The organism is Pseudomonas sp. P4_C1, from assembly GCF_056402155.1.
Genome location: NZ_JBFUHY010000098.1, coordinates 1 through 15,638, shown reverse-complemented (window position 1 = coordinate 15,638; position 15,638 = coordinate 1). Strand labels below are relative to the sequence as shown.

At 53.3% G+C, this 15,638-nt stretch carries 16 protein-coding genes; 13 read left to right on the top strand and 3 right to left on the bottom strand.

What is annotated here, in order from left to right:
• The 13 genes from AC1DU9_RS27660 to fabF all read left to right on the top strand — a co-directional run.
• The coding region (locus AC1DU9_RS27660) for a hypothetical protein (protein ID WP_477811077.1) at positions 1 to 373 on the top strand (373 nt) is incomplete at its 5' end.
• 15 nt (positions 374 to 388) lie between these two features.
• Positions 389 to 1,600: a glycosyltransferase family 4 protein gene (locus AC1DU9_RS27655; RefSeq protein ID WP_477811076.1), complete on the top strand. Its 1,212-nt coding sequence runs from the start codon at positions 389 to 391 to the stop codon at positions 1,598 to 1,600.
• Positions 1,601 to 1,680: 80 nt separating this feature from the next.
• A complete protein-coding gene (locus AC1DU9_RS27650; protein WP_477811075.1) occupies positions 1,681 to 2,085 on the top strand; it encodes a hypothetical protein in 405 nt (134 codons plus the stop codon).
• 223 nt (positions 2,086 to 2,308) lie between these two features.
• On the top strand, positions 2,309 to 3,553 hold the full coding sequence (locus AC1DU9_RS27645) for a glycosyltransferase family 4 protein (RefSeq protein WP_477811074.1): 1,245 nt from the start codon (positions 2,309 to 2,311) through the stop codon (positions 3,551 to 3,553).
• Positions 3,550 to 4,407 (top strand): dTDP-4-dehydrorhamnose reductase family protein, encoded by an 858-nt coding sequence (locus tag AC1DU9_RS27640; protein ID WP_223462480.1) that lies wholly within the window; start codon positions 3,550 to 3,552, stop codon positions 4,405 to 4,407. Before AC1DU9_RS27645 ends, AC1DU9_RS27640 begins: the two co-directional genes overlap by 4 nt.
• Before the next feature lie 33 nt (positions 4,408 to 4,440).
• A complete protein-coding gene (locus AC1DU9_RS27635) occupies positions 4,441 to 5,451 on the top strand; it encodes a polysaccharide biosynthesis protein (protein ID WP_223462481.1) in 1,011 nt (336 codons plus the stop codon).
• Positions 5,444 to 6,571 carry a non-hydrolyzing UDP-N-acetylglucosamine 2-epimerase gene (gene wecB / locus AC1DU9_RS27630; RefSeq protein WP_056727148.1) on the top strand — a complete coding sequence of 376 codons (1,128 nt, stop codon included), beginning with the start codon at positions 5,444 to 5,446 and terminating at the stop codon, positions 6,569 to 6,571. The genes AC1DU9_RS27635 and wecB overlap by 8 nt, the downstream gene beginning before the upstream one ends.
• Positions 6,572 to 6,591: 20 nt before the next feature.
• Positions 6,592 to 7,554 carry a UDP-glucose 4-epimerase family protein gene (locus AC1DU9_RS27625; RefSeq protein WP_223462482.1) on the top strand — a complete coding sequence of 321 codons (963 nt, stop codon included), beginning with the start codon at positions 6,592 to 6,594 and terminating at the stop codon, positions 7,552 to 7,554.
• 64 nt (positions 7,555 to 7,618) lie between these two features.
• Positions 7,619 to 8,644 (top strand): MraY family glycosyltransferase, encoded by a 1,026-nt coding sequence (locus tag AC1DU9_RS27620; protein ID WP_223462483.1) that lies wholly within the window; start codon positions 7,619 to 7,621, stop codon positions 8,642 to 8,644.
• A 103-nt stretch (positions 8,645 to 8,747) separates the two neighbouring features.
• On the top strand, positions 8,748 to 10,742 hold the full coding sequence (locus AC1DU9_RS27615) for a polysaccharide biosynthesis protein (RefSeq protein ID WP_477811073.1): 1,995 nt from the start codon (positions 8,748 to 8,750) through the stop codon (positions 10,740 to 10,742).
• Between the two features lie 112 nt (positions 10,743 to 10,854).
• Positions 10,855 to 11,190 (top strand): ComEA family DNA-binding protein, encoded by a 336-nt coding sequence (locus AC1DU9_RS27610; protein WP_223462485.1) that lies wholly within the window; start codon positions 10,855 to 10,857, stop codon positions 11,188 to 11,190.
• Positions 11,191 to 11,549: 359 nt separating this feature from the next.
• Positions 11,550 to 12,344, top strand: a complete 795-nt coding sequence (locus AC1DU9_RS27605; RefSeq protein ID WP_223462486.1) for an SDR family NAD(P)-dependent oxidoreductase — start codon at positions 11,550 to 11,552, stop codon at positions 12,342 to 12,344.
• A gap of 31 nt (positions 12,345 to 12,375) precedes the next feature.
• A complete protein-coding gene (fabF, locus tag AC1DU9_RS27600) occupies positions 12,376 to 13,650 on the top strand; it encodes a beta-ketoacyl-ACP synthase II (protein WP_223462487.1) in 1,275 nt (424 codons plus the stop codon).
• Here fabF and AC1DU9_RS27595 read toward each other — a convergent pair.
• From AC1DU9_RS27595 to eat, 3 genes are all read right to left on the bottom strand, one after another.
• Complete coding sequence (locus AC1DU9_RS27595) at positions 13,647 to 14,204, bottom strand: TetR/AcrR family transcriptional regulator (RefSeq protein WP_223462488.1); 558 nt, start codon at positions 14,202 to 14,204, stop codon at positions 13,647 to 13,649. The genes fabF and AC1DU9_RS27595 overlap by 4 nt on opposite strands.
• A gap of 167 nt (positions 14,205 to 14,371) precedes the next feature.
• A complete protein-coding gene (locus AC1DU9_RS27590; RefSeq protein WP_007985427.1) occupies positions 14,372 to 14,539 on the bottom strand; it encodes a DUF2897 family protein in 168 nt (55 codons plus the stop codon).
• Positions 14,540 to 14,682: 143 nt separating this feature from the next.
• Positions 14,683 to 15,638: ethanolamine permease (gene eat, locus AC1DU9_RS27585; RefSeq protein WP_477811072.1), on the bottom strand; the 956-nt coding region annotated here is incomplete at its 5' end.

The window sequence follows — 15,638 nt, the reverse complement described above, 5'->3', positions numbered from 1 at the left end:
TATTTATAACTACCCGTTACCCTTGTTCAGTGCGGTAAATTTAAAGAATTTGTTTTTTGTAGGGTTGGCCTTGATTTTTTGGCGCAAGATCTCAAGTGAATATGAGCATTTTGAGTTGGTTTTTTGCTTCTTTTTTTGCGCAACTTTTATACGGATTGCATTGGGCGATTTTGCAATTGTCGCGGGAAGAAGTTATGCGGCTATTTCGATGTTTGAGTACGTATTGTTACCGTTTGTCTTCTTTTCGTTGTTCGGCAAATGGCTGGGCTACGCTCTAATAATACTGTATGCAGGACTGACTTTGTTCTTGAATTTGACAGATAATGCAGGTTGGACAGGTGAAGCAGTTCAATTTTTTAATTTCAATAATTAGTAAGTAGAGAGTAAATTGAAAAATATACTTTTTGTGATGGGTGGCCTATCCATGGGGGGCGTAGAAACCTACGTGGTCCGTTTGGCCACCGAATTACAGAAGCAGGGCCACTCCGTCACTGTGATTTTGCTCTCCAGTAAATATGATGATTTACTCTTCCAAAAGCTATCGTCTGTAGCAACAGTTTGCGTTGTTGAGTATTTTCCATTTTTTGGAGCATCCAGTTGGCTAAACGCTTTGGTGCCTGCGAGTGCGTGTTCTCATACTCATTTTGATGTGGTTCATGTTGTTGACTTATTAACTTTGTCGTATATGTATTTTCAGCGGAAAAAATATTCTTTCGATGCACTGTCTATCGGTATCTACCATTCTCGAGAAATTGTTTGGTGGCGTGATCGAAGTGTCTATTTTAGAAAAAAGATGCTTGAATTGTACGATAAAAATGTAAAGCTTACTCTGTTTCCGAATGAGAGTACTGCGGAGATTGCGGCAACGTACAAGGCTTTAGATGTTAGTGAGGTGGCATTGTTGCCACTGGGTATATCACTTGAGCATTATAGGATGTGTTGTCCTGACAAGCGGTCATTAAAACTGTTATCTGTTGGTCGTCTTGTGGACTTCAAGGTTTACAATAGGCATGTAATATCTATATTGTCAAGTTTGCGACTTGTTGATGATTTTCATTATTATATATATGGCGACGGGCCCGAAAGAGAAGCGCTTGAAGCTTACTCGGTCCAGTGTGGTGTAGCGCAGTTTGTCCACTTTATGGGCGAAGTAAAGTATTCGGATCTTCCTGAAATTATTAATGGCGCTTTTTGCTTTATAGGCTCTGGTACCACTCTCATCGAAGCCTCTGCAGCGGGTGTGCCATCAATTGTTGGGATAGAATCAATACCGACTCCCCATACGTGTGGCTTTTTTTCGGAAATTGACGGCTACTCATACAACGAAGCCTCAGCCACAACACGTCGAATTCCTATTTTTGAATGCATAGAAATGCTATATCGAATGGAAGTTTCTCAATATAACTCACTGTCTGATGCGCATAGAGCTAAAGCCGGGCAGTTTAATATCGAAGATACAACTTCAAGGTTTATTGAGTTGTCGGCATGTTACCCGGACTTTAAAATTCGATTCAGTAGGTGCCGAGCTATATTTTCTTTTGTGTACTCAATTGTCAAGCTTGGGCCAAAGKCTCTTAAATCAAGATTTGATAACGTGTAAAGTGTTACCTGGGTTTCTGGATCTGCAATATATTGAAGTCATTTTACGGTTGGCCCGGCGGTTAGTCGCAAGGAAATTCAATGCTTAAACTCGAAGATGTAAATTTGGCCGTTGTAGGTCTTGGTTATGTGAGCCAGCCGCCGGCTATAGAGTTTGGCAATAAAGTGAGCGTGGTCGGGTTTGATATCAGCAAAACCACGATTGATGCGCTGAAATTTAGTCATGATTCTACGCGCGAGGTATCTGGCAGCGTATTAAAGTCTGAACTCCATCGAGTCACTAACATTAAAAAAGTTACCTCTGGATTCACTCAGGGAGCCGTCGGTCTGGTCGATTTGTTATTTGGCAGAATTATCACGGCAGGGACTCATAAGGTCAAAGGCATCAAGGTCACAGCAGCGGCAGAGACTATTGAGAATACTCTGCGTGATTTTAATAGTGAGGGCTCGTGCACCGGCCGATTGCGCGGTCGTTACRATGTTTAGGAATATGATTTCGTTCGATTTCCGTTTTCGTAAAACCATCCCGTTTGACTCGAAAAATATAGGTGATGTGCTGATCGAGTCCCTATCAGCTCCTGAGCTATTGACTAAGTTGTCGGCTGCAGCCGTTTTGCAGGGTGGCAGATTTGATTGGGAAAGCACCTCGAAAAAGACTTGGTCCGAGTTGCTCGCGTTGGCCAAACGCTCAAAAGAAGGTGCTTGCTAGATGAAAATCCTGGTGGTTACGCAATATTTCTGGCCTGAGTCGTTCATTATTAATGATTTGGTCAAGACTTTGTCTGCTCAAGGGCACGTCATCAAGGTTCTTACGGGTAAGCCAAATTACCCTGATGGCGTTGTCTTTAGTGGTTACAGTGCTTCTGGATATCAGGAAGAAAAATTCGAGTCTTACGTTAGTGTTTGTCGTGCACCACTCAGACCACGTGGTGCTTCCGGTGCAAAAAATCTTGTGCTGAACTATTTGTCGTTTATTTTAAATGGGCTTAAATTTTACCCGGCCGCAGTAAAGGGTGAAAATTTTGACGCGATTTTTGTGTTTGCACCTTCACCGATTACCTCGGTAATCCCTGCGATTTACTTGAAGTGGAAACTCAAGAGTCATCTGGCTGTATGGGTTCAAGATCTCTGGCCGGAGAGCTTGAGTGCGACCGGGTTCATCAAGAACAAAACTATATTGCGTGTTGTGGGCTGGCTGGTGAAAGGTATTTACGCCTTCGTCGATACGCTTCTGGTTCAGTCGAGGGCATTTCGAGAGCCGGTCGCCCGTTATGCCAATCCTGACAAGGTTGTGTATCACCCCAACTCCTATCAGGACGTGCCACCGAGTCTGGTAGAGACCCGGATTCCTGCACCCTTGCTCGCGGAGCTCGACAATAATTTCTGTCTTGTCTTTGCCGGAAACCTGGGGACCGCACAGTCGGTCGAAACCCTCGTTGAGGTAGCTGACAAGCTTCGCCATTTGTCGGAACTCAGGATTGTGTTGGTCGGAAGCGGCAGTATGTCGAGCTGGATTGAAACCCAGAAGAAATCCCGAGGTTTGGACAACCTTGTTCTTGCCGGACGCTTTGCGGCCACTGAAATGCCGCATTTTTTCAGTCGCGCCGCGGGATTATTGGTGACGTTGAAGCAGGATGAGGCGTTCTCCTATACCATCCCTAGTAAAGTCCAGGCTTACCTGGCAGCAGGGAGGCCGATTATCGCGGCGTTGGACGGGGAGGGCGCGCGCGTCATTCAAGAGGCGGGAGCCGGTCTGACCACTGCGGCGCAAGATGCCGAAGGTATGGCCAAATGCATTGAACAACTTTTCCGCATGACCTCGGATGAGCGAGAATCGTTGGGGCAGTCAGGTCGGGYGTACTACCTGGAGCATTTCGAAATGGAGCGGCAAAGCCAGCGTCTGGTCGAAATCCTCAGTAGCAGGATCAATGAATTGAAAGGTAGCTCAAAATGAAAGTTCTTGTGTTAGGGGTCACCGGAATGCTGGGTAGCACGGTGTTCAGGCAATTCCATGGAAACCCGCACTTCGAGGTGTGGGGCACTTTGCGCAATCCGGGTGGCGCAAAATACTTTTCTGAGGACATGCACAGTTCGTTGATCAGTAATGTCGATGTGCTTGACCAGGACTCGCTGGTTTCGGTGCTGGCACGGGTCAAACCGGATGTCGTCATCAACTGCATCGGGCTCATCAAACAATTGGCTGACGCCAAGGACCCCCTTTCCGCGCTTCCTATCAATGCCATGTTGCCGCATCGCATTGCCAGGTTGTGCGCGTTGTCCGGTTCTCGCCTGATTCATATCAGCACCGATTGCGTGTTTTCAGGCCGTAAAGGCATGTACACCGAGGAGGATATGTCCGATGCAGAGGATCTCTACGGTAAGTCCAAATACATCGGTGAGCTTCACTCGGAGCTGAATGCCGTCACGCTACGAACCTCGATCATTGGTCACGAACTGGGGAGCCAGTATTCGCTGGTGGACTGGTTCCTGTCCCAGAACGGGACGGTCAAGGGTTATGAGAAAGCCATTTTTTCGGGGCTTCCTACCGTAGAGCTGGCGCGTGTCATTCGCGACTACGTGATCCCGAATCCACAACTCCACGGCCTGTATCATGTTTCGGTGGCGCCGATTGACAAGCTGTCTCTTCTGAAGCTGGTAGCGGAAGTTTACGAAAAGAAAATCGATATCATCGCGGATAGCCAATTATCTATAGATCGCTCACTGAACTCCTCGAAGTTTCAGGCAGCAACCGGTTACGTTCCACCGTCGTGGTTGGAATTGGTTAAATCGATGCGCGCGTTGCGTTGATCAATAAATTCAATCAGGTTTGGGAAGGTCGTTATGTTCGATAATAAGGTTTTGATGATCACGGGCGGCACGGGCTCGTTTGGCCATACGGTGTTGAAGCGTTTTCTGGATACCGATGTAAAAGAAATTCGCGTATTCAGCCGCGACGAGAAAAAGCAGGAAGATATGCGCATTGCTTTGTCGAATGACAAAGTGAAGTTCTACATCGGTGACGTACGTGATCGCGATAGCCTCGATCAGGCCATGGTGGGGGTGGATTACATTTTCCACGCCGCAGCCTTGAAGCAAGTGCCTTCCTGCGAGTTTTACCCGATGGAAGCCGTGCGTACCAACGTCATGGGTACCGAAAACGTATTGAATGCGGCCATTGCTTCGGGTGTGAAACGCGTTGTTGTACTCAGTACCGACAAGGCTGTCTACCCGATCAATGCCATGGGTATTTCCAAAGCCATGGCTGAAAAGCTGATGGTTGCCAAATCGCGGATGATTCCGGCGACAGGCCCGGTGATCTGCGCAACCCGCTACGGTAACGTCATGGCATCGCGCGGTTCGGTGATCCCGTTGTTCATCAATCAGCTGCAGAGTGGCGAGCCGCTGACCGTCACTGACCCGAACATGACACGCTTCCTGATGTCGCTCGAGGATTCTGTCGACCTGGTTCTGCACGCGTTCGAACATGCCGAGCAAGGTGATATTTTCGTCCAGAAAGCTCCTGCCTCGACAGTGGCGGACCTGGCGCAAGCGCTCAAGGAACTGTTTGCTCGTGACAATGCCGTCAAGGTCATTGGTACCCGCCACGGCGAAAAACTCTACGAGTCGCTGATCTCCCGTGAAGAAATGGCCAAAGCCGAAGACATGGGGCGCTACTACCGTATTCCGTCGGACAATCGCGACCTCAACTACAAGAAGTTTTTTGTTGAGGGCGAACAAGAGATATCCGATCTCGACGACTACACCTCCCACAATACAGAGCGTCTCGATGTAGAAGGCGTGAAGAAAGTTCTGTTGAATCTGGAATACATTCAGGAGCAACTTGATGCTTAAGGTCATGACGCTGGTTGGTACGCGACCAGAACTTATCAAGATGAGCCGCGTCATTGCCGAGCTTGATAAGCAGGTTAATCATGTGTTGGTTCACTCGGGTCAGAACTACGACTTCGAATTGAATCAGGTTTTTTTCGATGACCTCGAGATTCGTAAACCTGATTACTTCCTGGGTGCAGCCGGCGATACCGCAGCCAAGACCATCGCCGAAGTGATTTCAAAGGCGGATGAAGTATTTGAGGCGGAAAAGCCAGATGCGCTTCTGCTCTACGGCGATACCAATACCTGTCTGGCCGTCATTGCCGCCAAGCGCCGCAAGATTCCGGTGTTCCACATGGAAGCCGGTAACCGCTGTTTTGATCAGCGTGTCCCTGAAGAGCTGAATCGCAAGGTGCTCGATCACCTCAGCGATATCAATATGGTCCTGACCGAGCATGCCCGGCGTTACCTGATCGCTGAAGGGATTCGCCCTGAAACCATCATCAAGACCGGATCGCACATGGAGGAGGTGCTCGACTACTACATGCCGAAAATCCTCACCTCCGACGTGCTGGCGCGAGAAGGCCTGGAGCAGGACAAGTTCTTCATCATCAGCGCTCACCGTGAGGAAAACGTCGATACGCCGGAGAACCTTCGCGACTTGCTCAAAACGCTGCGAGCCTTGGCCGACAAGTATCAGTACCCAATTATCGTTTCCACGCATCCTCGTACCCGCAAGCGTCTGGAAGCGATAGGTGAATCGCTGGATCACCCTCTGATCCGTTTCTCGAAGCCATTCGGTCTGCTCGACTACATCAAGTTGCAGATGTCGGCGTTTTGCGTGCTGTCCGATAGCGGCACCATCACTGAGGAAGCCTCTCTTCTGAATCTGCCTGCCATTACTATTCGTAATGCTCATGAGCGTCCAGAAGGGATGGATGAAGGCACTCTCATCATGAGTGGCCTGAAAGTGGAAGGCGTTCTGGATGCCGTACGTGTGGTAACCAGCCAACATGATCGTACCCAGCGTGTTATCCCGGTCGTGAGGGATTACCAGGCAGGTCCTGTGTCGAAGCAGGTAGTTCGGGTCGTGTTGAGCTACACCGACTACATCAATCGTACTGTCTGGTCGAAATCCTGAGCGTCGTCGAGGTTTGAAAAATGCGTGTTTTATTGACAGGTGCTACGGGTTTCGTTGGTCGCGCGGTATTGGGTCGTTTGGCGGCCTCTGACGATCTGGAACCGGTGGCAGCCATTCGTGGGCACGCCTTGCCTGACTGTCCGTCGCGCGTTACTACCATTCGAACCGCCGGGCTCAGTGCTGACACCGACTGGTCGCAGGCGCTGGATCAAGTGGAGGTTGTCATTCATGGCGCGGCTCGCGTTCACGTCATGAATGACACCGAATCCGATCCGCTGGAGGCGTTTCGCAAGGTTAATGTCGAAGGCACGCTAAGCCTCGCCCGGCAAGCAGCCTCGTTGGGTGTTCGTCGCTTTGTGTTCATCAGTTCGATCAAGGTGAATGGCGAAGGTACGCCACTCAATCAGCCTTACTTCGCCGACGCGACTCCCGCGCCTGGCGATCCGTATGGCATTTCGAAAATGGAGGCCGAGCAAGGGCTGCGCGAAATTGCGAGCGTCTCCGGAATGGAAGTGGTGATCATCCGTCCGGTGCTGGTTTACGGTCCGGGTGTGAGAGCCAACTTTTTGAACATGATGCGTTGGCTGGACAAGGGGATACCCTTGCCATTCGGGGCTATCCATAATCGGCGCAGCCTGGTCGCGCTCGACAATCTTTCTGATTTGATCGTGACCTGCATCCGTCATCCGGCCGCCGCCAATCAGACCTTCCTCGTCAGCGATGGGGAGGACTTGTCCACGACTCAATTGTTGACGCGGATGGCGCAGGCGTTGGGTAAACCTGCACGCTTGTTGCCTGTGCCAAGCGTGTTGCTTGAACGGGGCGCACAGCTTCTGGGCAAGCAGGCTTTGTCGCAACGACTGTGCGGTTCGTTGCAAGTCGATATAAGCAAAACTCGAGAATTGCTGGGCTGGATTCCTCCGGTCAGCGTCGATGAGGCGCTTGTGTCGGCTGCCAACTACTACAAGGAAAGGCAGCGCTAAGCTGGCTTATGACAGTGCCGGTTCAATTGCAGAATTGATTTTGGCTGTTTCAGGAAGTTGACCTTTGAACACAATTTGGTTGTTGGCTTTGGTGGTAGGTGTTTCATTCTTGGGCACAGGTGCATTGCGCAAATACGCGTTGGCACGCAGCTTGATAGATATTCCCAATGCGCGTAGTTCACACTCGGTCCCGACCCCTCGGGGTGGTGGTGTGGCTATCGTCCTGAGTTTTCTGATTTCGTTGCCTGTCCTGGCCTGGACAGATGCCGTCGCCTGGCCGATGGCGCTGGCTCTGCTTGGGGCAGGCAGCTGGATCGCGATTATTGGATTTCTCGACGACCATGGGCATATTGCCGCGCGTTGGCGCCTGCTTGCGCATTTCGGTGGTGCCATCTGGGCATTGTTCTGGATTGGGGGGATGGCGCCGATCAATCTGTTCGGTCTCCAGTTCAGTCTCGGCTGGTTCGGTTACGTCATCGGAGCGTTCTATCTGGTCTGGATGCTGAACCTCTACAACTTCATGGATGGTATTGATGGCCTGGCCAGCGTCGAGGCTATTTGCGCCTGTGTCGGTGCTTGCCTGGTTTACTCGATTGCAGGCCACACCAGCCTCGCTATTGCCCCGCTTGTGCTGGTGATGGCCGTATCGGGTTTCCTTGTGTGGAATTTCCCGCCAGCGAAGATTTTCATGGGCGATGCCGGCAGTGGCTTTCTGGGTATCGTGTTGGCGGTGATGTCGCTTTATGCGGCATGGACGAACCCACTGTTTCTTTGGGCCTGGCTCATTTTGTTGGGCGTATTTATTGTTGATGCCACCTTTACCCTCATTCGTAGGCTGTTGCGAGGGGATAAGGTTTATGAGGCCCATCGCAGCCATGGATACCAGTATGCTTCACGAAAACATGGCAGCCATCGGGCGGTCACCCTGGCAATAGCTGCGATCAATTTGTTGTGGTTAGTACCAGTGGCTATATTGGTCGTCATGCAATATATCGATGGGGTGGCAGGATTGGTCCTGGCCTATGTGCCTCTGGTGTTGCTGGCTTTCAAGTTTCACGCGGGCGAGTTGGAAATCGCTGGCAAGGCGTGATAGGCGCATTGGTTTTTGAGTATTGCTTTATCGGTAAGAGAGCTACCGAAAGCTGAAGTTGCTGCATCAATGCTAGAAGCTTCTAGAGGTGTTTAGAGGGGTTATGGATAAAATTCGGACAAAGTTGGTAAGTCTGCCAAGACGACATAAACGCATTCTGCAGGTTCTGACTGATATTTCGTTGGTCTGTTTTGCCCTGTGGATGGCGTTTGTTGTGCGACTTGGGCTGGACGAGTTAGTCAACCCGTTCACTCAGCACGTCTGGCTTTTTGTCAGTGCACCTGTCATCGCCATTCCTCTTTTCATTCGCTTTGGCATGTACCGTGCGGTCATGCGTTATTTTGGAAATGACGCACTCATCGCCATCATCAAGGCGGTGACGCTATCGTCCTTGATACTTGGCGTTGTGGTGTACTGGTACAGCAATCATCAAAACGTCGTTCCTCGTTCGATCATTTTCAACTATTGGTGGTTGAGCCTGATCATGATCGGTGGGCTGCGCCTGGCCATGCGTCAGTACTTTTTGGGCGACTGGTTCAGCGCTGCTCAGCACGTCCCGTTCACCAGCCGGGATGACGGTCTGCCTAAAGTGGCTATCTACGGCGCGGGGGCGGCGGGTAATCAACTCGTTGCTGCCTTGCGGATGGGGCGCGCCATGCGGCCTGTTGCTTTTATCGATGACGATAGCGGAATTGCCGATAGGGTGATTTCCGGATTACAGGTATACAAGCCCAAGCACATCCAGCAGATGATCGACAACACGGGGGSTCAGGAAATTCTCCTCGCTATTCCGTCGTCCAATCGTGGACGCCGTCGCGAGATTCTCGGATTTCTCGAAGGCTTTCCGTTGCACGTACGAAGTGTCCCGGGTTTCATGGATCTGGCCAGTGGCCGCGTCAAGGTTGACGATATCCAGGAAGTAGACATTGCCGACCTGCTTGGGCGTGACGCAGTCCCGGCCCAGGCTGATTTGCTCAAACATTGCATCACGGGGCAGTCCGTGTTGGTCACGGGTGCCGGGGGCTCCATTGGCTCCGAGCTTTGCCGGCAAATACTGGCGCTGCGCCCGAAAACGCTTCTACTGTTTGAACACAGTGAGTTCAATCTTTACTCCATCTTGTCCGAACTGGAGCAGCGGGTCGCTCGAGAGTCGCTGCCCATCCGTCTTTTGCCGATTCTTGGGTCGGTTCGTAACCCGAACAAGTTGTTGGATGTCATGAAAACCTGGCGAGTAGATACGGTGTATCACGCCGCAGCCTACAAGCATGTGCCCATGGTCGAACACAACATTGCCGAAGGTGTGCTCAATAATGTGATAGGCACGCTTAATACGGCCCAGGCCGCACTTCAAGCAGGAGTGGACAACTTCGTCTTGATTTCGACGGACAAGGCCGTGCGACCTACCAATGTCATGGGTAGTACCAAGCGCCTTGCCGAGTTGACGTTGCAAGCGCTGAGTCGTGAGTTGGCTCCGGTGTTGTTCGGTGATACGAGCAATGTTTCGCGTGTGAACAAAACGCGCTTCACGATGGTGCGGTTTGGTAACGTCCTGGGATCGTCGGGTTCGGTCATTCCGTTGTTTCACAAACAGATCAAGTCGGGCGGCCCACTGACCGTCACGCATCCGAAGATCACCCGATACTTCATGACCATCCCTGAAGCGGCGCAGTTGGTGATTCAGGCGGGCTCCATGGGGCAGGGCGGTGATGTTTTTGTCCTGGACATGGGCGAGCCCGTGAGGATCGTCGAGCTGGCCGAGAAAATGATCCATTTGTCCGGCCTGAGCGTTCGTTCGGAAAAAAACCCGCATGGTGACATCGCTATCGAGTTCACCGGGCTGCGTCCGGGTGAGAAGCTTTACGAGGAGCTGCTGATTGGTGACAACGTAGCGGCCACTCAGCACCCGATGATCATGACGGCCAATGAGGATCATCTGTCTTGGGACGTGCTGAGGGTCAAGCTGACCGAATTGCTCGCTGCGGTGGATCAGGACGACTATGCGCGCGTCCGCCAGCTGTTGCGCGACACTGTCAGCGGCTATACCCCGGACGGTGAGATTGTCGACTGGATCTACCAGCAGCGCCGCCTGGAGCCCTGATTGTTTCATATCCAGTAACGTACACAATTTTGACAGTCCCATGGCATAGCCTACGTTTGGAGAGCAGCTTCGCAAAAGCTGCTTTCTCAAACGATGGCATGGAGCTTCACTAATGCGTACAAGCAGTTTCTACTCTCTGATTTTCGCCCTTCTCACCAGTGTCTCTCTTACGGCAATCGCCGCGCCTGGTAACGCACCCGAGGTGATGAATGCGCCTCTGGTGCAGAATGTGGCCGCCAAGGCGCAATCTGGCAAAGTCGATCTCAATAGTGCTGATGCACCTACGCTGCAACGTGAGTTGGCAGGAGTGGGCGAGGAAAAAGCCAAGGCTATTGTTGCTTATCGTGAAAGTAATGGTGCGTTTGCGTCAGTTGATGAATTGCTGGAAGTGAAGGGTATTGGCAAAGCGATTCTGGATAGAAATCGCGACAAGATCGAGGTGAACTAAGGGTGTGATTGAACGACAAAGGCCGATCATTGATCGGCCTTTGTCTGTAGCGAGACTTATGCCCGGTGGACCAGTCGTCTGTGACTCTTGGAGTTGTCGTTGCTGTCGGCCACCCGAATTCAGCCAAAGTACAGGTCGGCTCGCAATACCGTTCATTCCATTGCAGGGGCCCGGCGCGGTTTTACGTTCATTCAGGGTCTACTCTCATTCTGGCTGGGCCAGAGACGAGAGCCGAGCGTTCTTCGGGAAGAAAAAATTACGACTATCATATTGAGATTGAATTATGCCTATAATAAAAATAGCTTGCGCCGAAGTGCTTTGGCGTCAGGCATCCCTCGGCATCCTTCAGGAGCACAGTCATGAATTCGGTTCAGCCCCAAGGTACGGCCCTCGTCACCGGTGCTTCTTCTGGTATCGGGGCGGTTTACGCTGAGCGGTTGGCAGCCCGTGGTTTTGATTTGTTGCTGGTGGCTCGCGACGAGCAGCGCCTGGAGGCGGCGGCGAGCAAGCTGCGCTCGGAGCATGGGATCAAGGTCGAAGTGCGGAAGGCGGATCTGACCCAAAAAGAAGACGTGTTGCAACTCGAACAGCGGTTACGCAGCGATTCGAGCATCAGCCTGTTGCTCAATAACGCCGGCGTGGCGGCGGACGGGCTATTGGCCAATGCCGATACCGATCAACTGGAGCGATTGATTCAGTTGAATATCACCGCTGTCACGCGGTTGGCCGCGGCGGCTGCAGCCAGTTTTACCAAGGCCGGGCGCGGTACGATCATCAATATTGCATCGGTGGTGGCATTGTTTCCCGAGCGTTTCAACGCGACGTACAGCGCCAGCAAGGCCTATGTATTGAGCTTGACTCAATCATTGAACACCGAGCTGAATGGCACCGGGGTGAAGATCCAGGCGGTGCTGCCGGGTGTGACCCGCACCGAGATCTGGGAGCGCTCTGGTATCGATGCGTCACAGATTCCTGCGGACATGGTGATGGAGGCAGGTGAGATGGTCGATGCTGCGTTGTCGGGTCTGGATCAGGGTGAATTGATCACTATTCCTTCGTTGCCAGATGCGGCGGATTGGGATGCGTTTGTGGCGGCGCGTCATGTGATGGCGCCTAACCTTTCCAAAAGCAAGGCCGCTGCCCGTTATCGGTAAGCGCCATCCATCGGCTAGAGGTGTGTTTGGTATGAGTGATCGTCGTGTGGTTGTAACAGGTATGGGTCTGGTGTCACCGCTGGGGTGCGGTGTCGAAGCGGTCTGGGAGCGGCTGCTGGCCGGGCGTTCCGGGCTGCGCAATCTTGCGCAAGAGGTGGTTGCCGATCTGCCTGCCAAGGTTGGGGGGACGGTGCAGACGCTGGCTGACGATCCTGAAGCAGGGTTCGACCCGGATCGTGCAACACCACCTAAAGAACAGAAGAAAATGGATCGCTTCATCCTGTTCGCCATGGAAGCCGCACGTCAGGCACTGGAGCAAGCCGGCTGGCAAGCACAGGACGTCATTGCCCAGGAGCGCACAGCCACCATCATCGGTTCAGGCGTAGGTGGTTTTGGTGCGATTGCCGACGCGGTACGCACCACCGATAGCCGTGGTCCGAGACGTTTGTCTCCATTCACTATCCCTTCATTTCTGGTCAACCTCGCGGCAGGTCACGTGTCGATCCAGCATGGCTTCAAAGGACCGTTAGGTGCGCCGGTCACGGCATGTGCCGCCGGGGTTCAGGCGATTGGTGATGCGGCGCGGTTGATTCGCGCGGGTGAGGCGGATATCGCAGTGTGCGGTGGTACGGAAGCGGCGATCGATCGGGTCAGTCTTGCCGGGTTTGCGGCTGCTCGTGCCTTGTCCAGTGCTTACAACGAAACGCCTGAGCGCGCTTCGCGACCTTTCGACAGTGGTCGCGATGGCTTTGTCATGGGAGAAGGGGCCGGGCTGCTGGTCATCGAATCTCTGGAACATGCGCTGGCCCGGGGCGCCAGGCCCCTGGCGGAACTGGTCGGTTACGGCACCAGCGCCGATGCCTTTCACCTGACCGCCGGCCCCGAGGACGGCAGTGGTGCGCGGCGAGCGATGTCGTTGGCATTGGCACAGGCCGGTGTTTCACCGGCTCAGGTTCAGCATCTGAATGCTCATGCAACCTCGACTCCGGTAGGTGATCTGGGTGAGCTGGCGGCGATCAAGGCGTTGTTCGGTGCGCAAAACGGCATCGCCGTGACATCGACCAAGTCGGCGACCGGGCATTTGCTCGGTGCAGCGGGTGGGCTCGAAGCGATCTTTACGCTGCTGGCGATTCGTGACCAGATCGTGCCGGCGACTCTCAATTTCGAGAACCCGGACCCTGCCACTGAAGGTGTCGACATCGTTCATGGCGATGCGCGGCCGATGGCCATCGAATACGCGCTGTCCAACGGTTTCGGATTTGGCGGGGTCAATGCCAGTGTGCTGTTCAAGCGTTGGCAGGATTAATCCTGTGAATGTTTGAGGTGATCGCGTGCGGCGTCGAGTATCCGTTGGGCAAACTCGGCGTCGGCGACGCTGCGGGATAACAGCAAGGCGCCGACCAGCGTCGACATGATGACGATGCTGCGTTCGGCGGTGCGCTCTCCGTCAAGGGTGTGCTGGATCTGATCGAGTCGCGCCTGGAGCACGACGTCGCTGGTTGGACTCGGTTGACCACGCAGCCCCAGTTCCGAAGAAATGGTCAGCAGCGGGCAGCCCTCGTGAGGCGAGGTTTGATGCCATTCGGACAGGTAGGTGTCGATGAAAGCTTCGAGTGGGTGTTCCTCGGCGAAGATTTGCGCGCACAACTCGTCGACTTGTACGCCAGCCTCTTGCAAGGCTTTTTCCACCAGTTCGTCTTTGGACTTGAAATGCGAGTAAAAGCCACCGTGGGTCAAGCCCAGTGCTTTCATCAGGGGTTGCAGCCCGGTCGCGCCGATACCATCGCGTCGAAATCGCGCTGAAGCTTCCTTGATTATGCGTTGGTGGGTCTGGGCTTTATGGTCCTGCGAGTAACGCATCTGATATCTCCGCATCAATGCGGCCCATATTAACCAATGAAAATTGCATGGTGACTGTACTTCTACTTCTAAAAAGCATGCACATGCTTCGATATGGCTACAAAGCAGCATGATTTAAGGAGACTCCATACAAAAACAAACCCCGCCGTTACAGGCGGGGTTTTCAGTCAGCGGTCCTGCGCTTCCTTGGCGTCCATTTCCGCATTGCGTTCGGCGACGCGCTTACGTTGCTCTTCGGTCAGTTCGACCTTGTTGGCGGTGTCGCGCAGCAGCATCAGACCACCAACGATCGAGCCGATGGCAACGACCAGAATCAGCCAGGCATACCAGGGCATAGGACTCTCCTTGAAAAGCAGGCGGGTCGACGAGGGTTCGCCAACCGATCGTACATATCACTTTGAGTGATGGGGTTTCATCGCAGTTCCATCGCTATCCCCCTCCATTCTATGCCTGTTGTTCAAGGTTCACTCGAACGCTTTCAATGTCCGCTCAACATCGCATCCGCTGGTGCGTCGGCGCGCAATTGCGCGGTGAGCATGAAGTACACGAAACCTGCCACCATGAAGCCCAGAAAGATCAGACCGATCAACGTGTTGAACCAGGCCATCGCCACCAGACACACCACCGCCAGCATCAATGCAATGAATGGCACCAGCGGGTAGCACGGGGCGCGGAAGGTGCGCTCCAGGTTCGGCTCGGTTTTACGCAGTTTGAACAGGCTGAGCATGCTCATGATGTACATCACGATGGCGCCGAACACGGCCATGGTGATCATCGCGGCGGTCAGCGTCATGCCGCCGAGGTTGATCAAGCCATCGCTGTAGATGGCGGCAATGCCGATGACACCGCCGGCGATGATCGCCCGGTGCGGTGTTTGAAAGCGCGACAATCTGGCCAGGGATGCCGGTAGGTAACCGGCCCGGGCGAGGGCGAAGAACTGCCGTGAGTAGCCAAGGATGATCCCGTGGAAGCTCGCCACCAGGCCGAACAGGCCGATCCACACCAGCATGTGCAGCCAGCCCGAGCTTTCGCCGACCACGGTTTTCATTGCCTGCGGCAGCGGGTCGTTGATGTTTGACAGAGTGCGCCAGTCGCCGACGCCACCGGCGAAGAACATCACCCCCATCGCCAGCAGCACCAGGGTCAAGATACCGCTGATGTAAGCCTTGGGAATCGTGCGCTTCGGGTCCTTGGCTTCTTCAGCGGCCATGGCTGCGCCTTCGATGGCGAGAAAGAACCAGATGGCAAAGGGAATCGCCGCGAACATCCCGGCAATCGCCGGAGCACCGAACACGTCGGAACCGGCCCAGCCATTGAGGGCGAAGTTGCTGAAGCTGAATGCCGGGGCGACCACGCCCATGAACACCAGCAATTCGGCGACCGCCAACACGCAGACCACCAACTCGAAGGTCGCTGCCAGTTTCACCCCGAGGA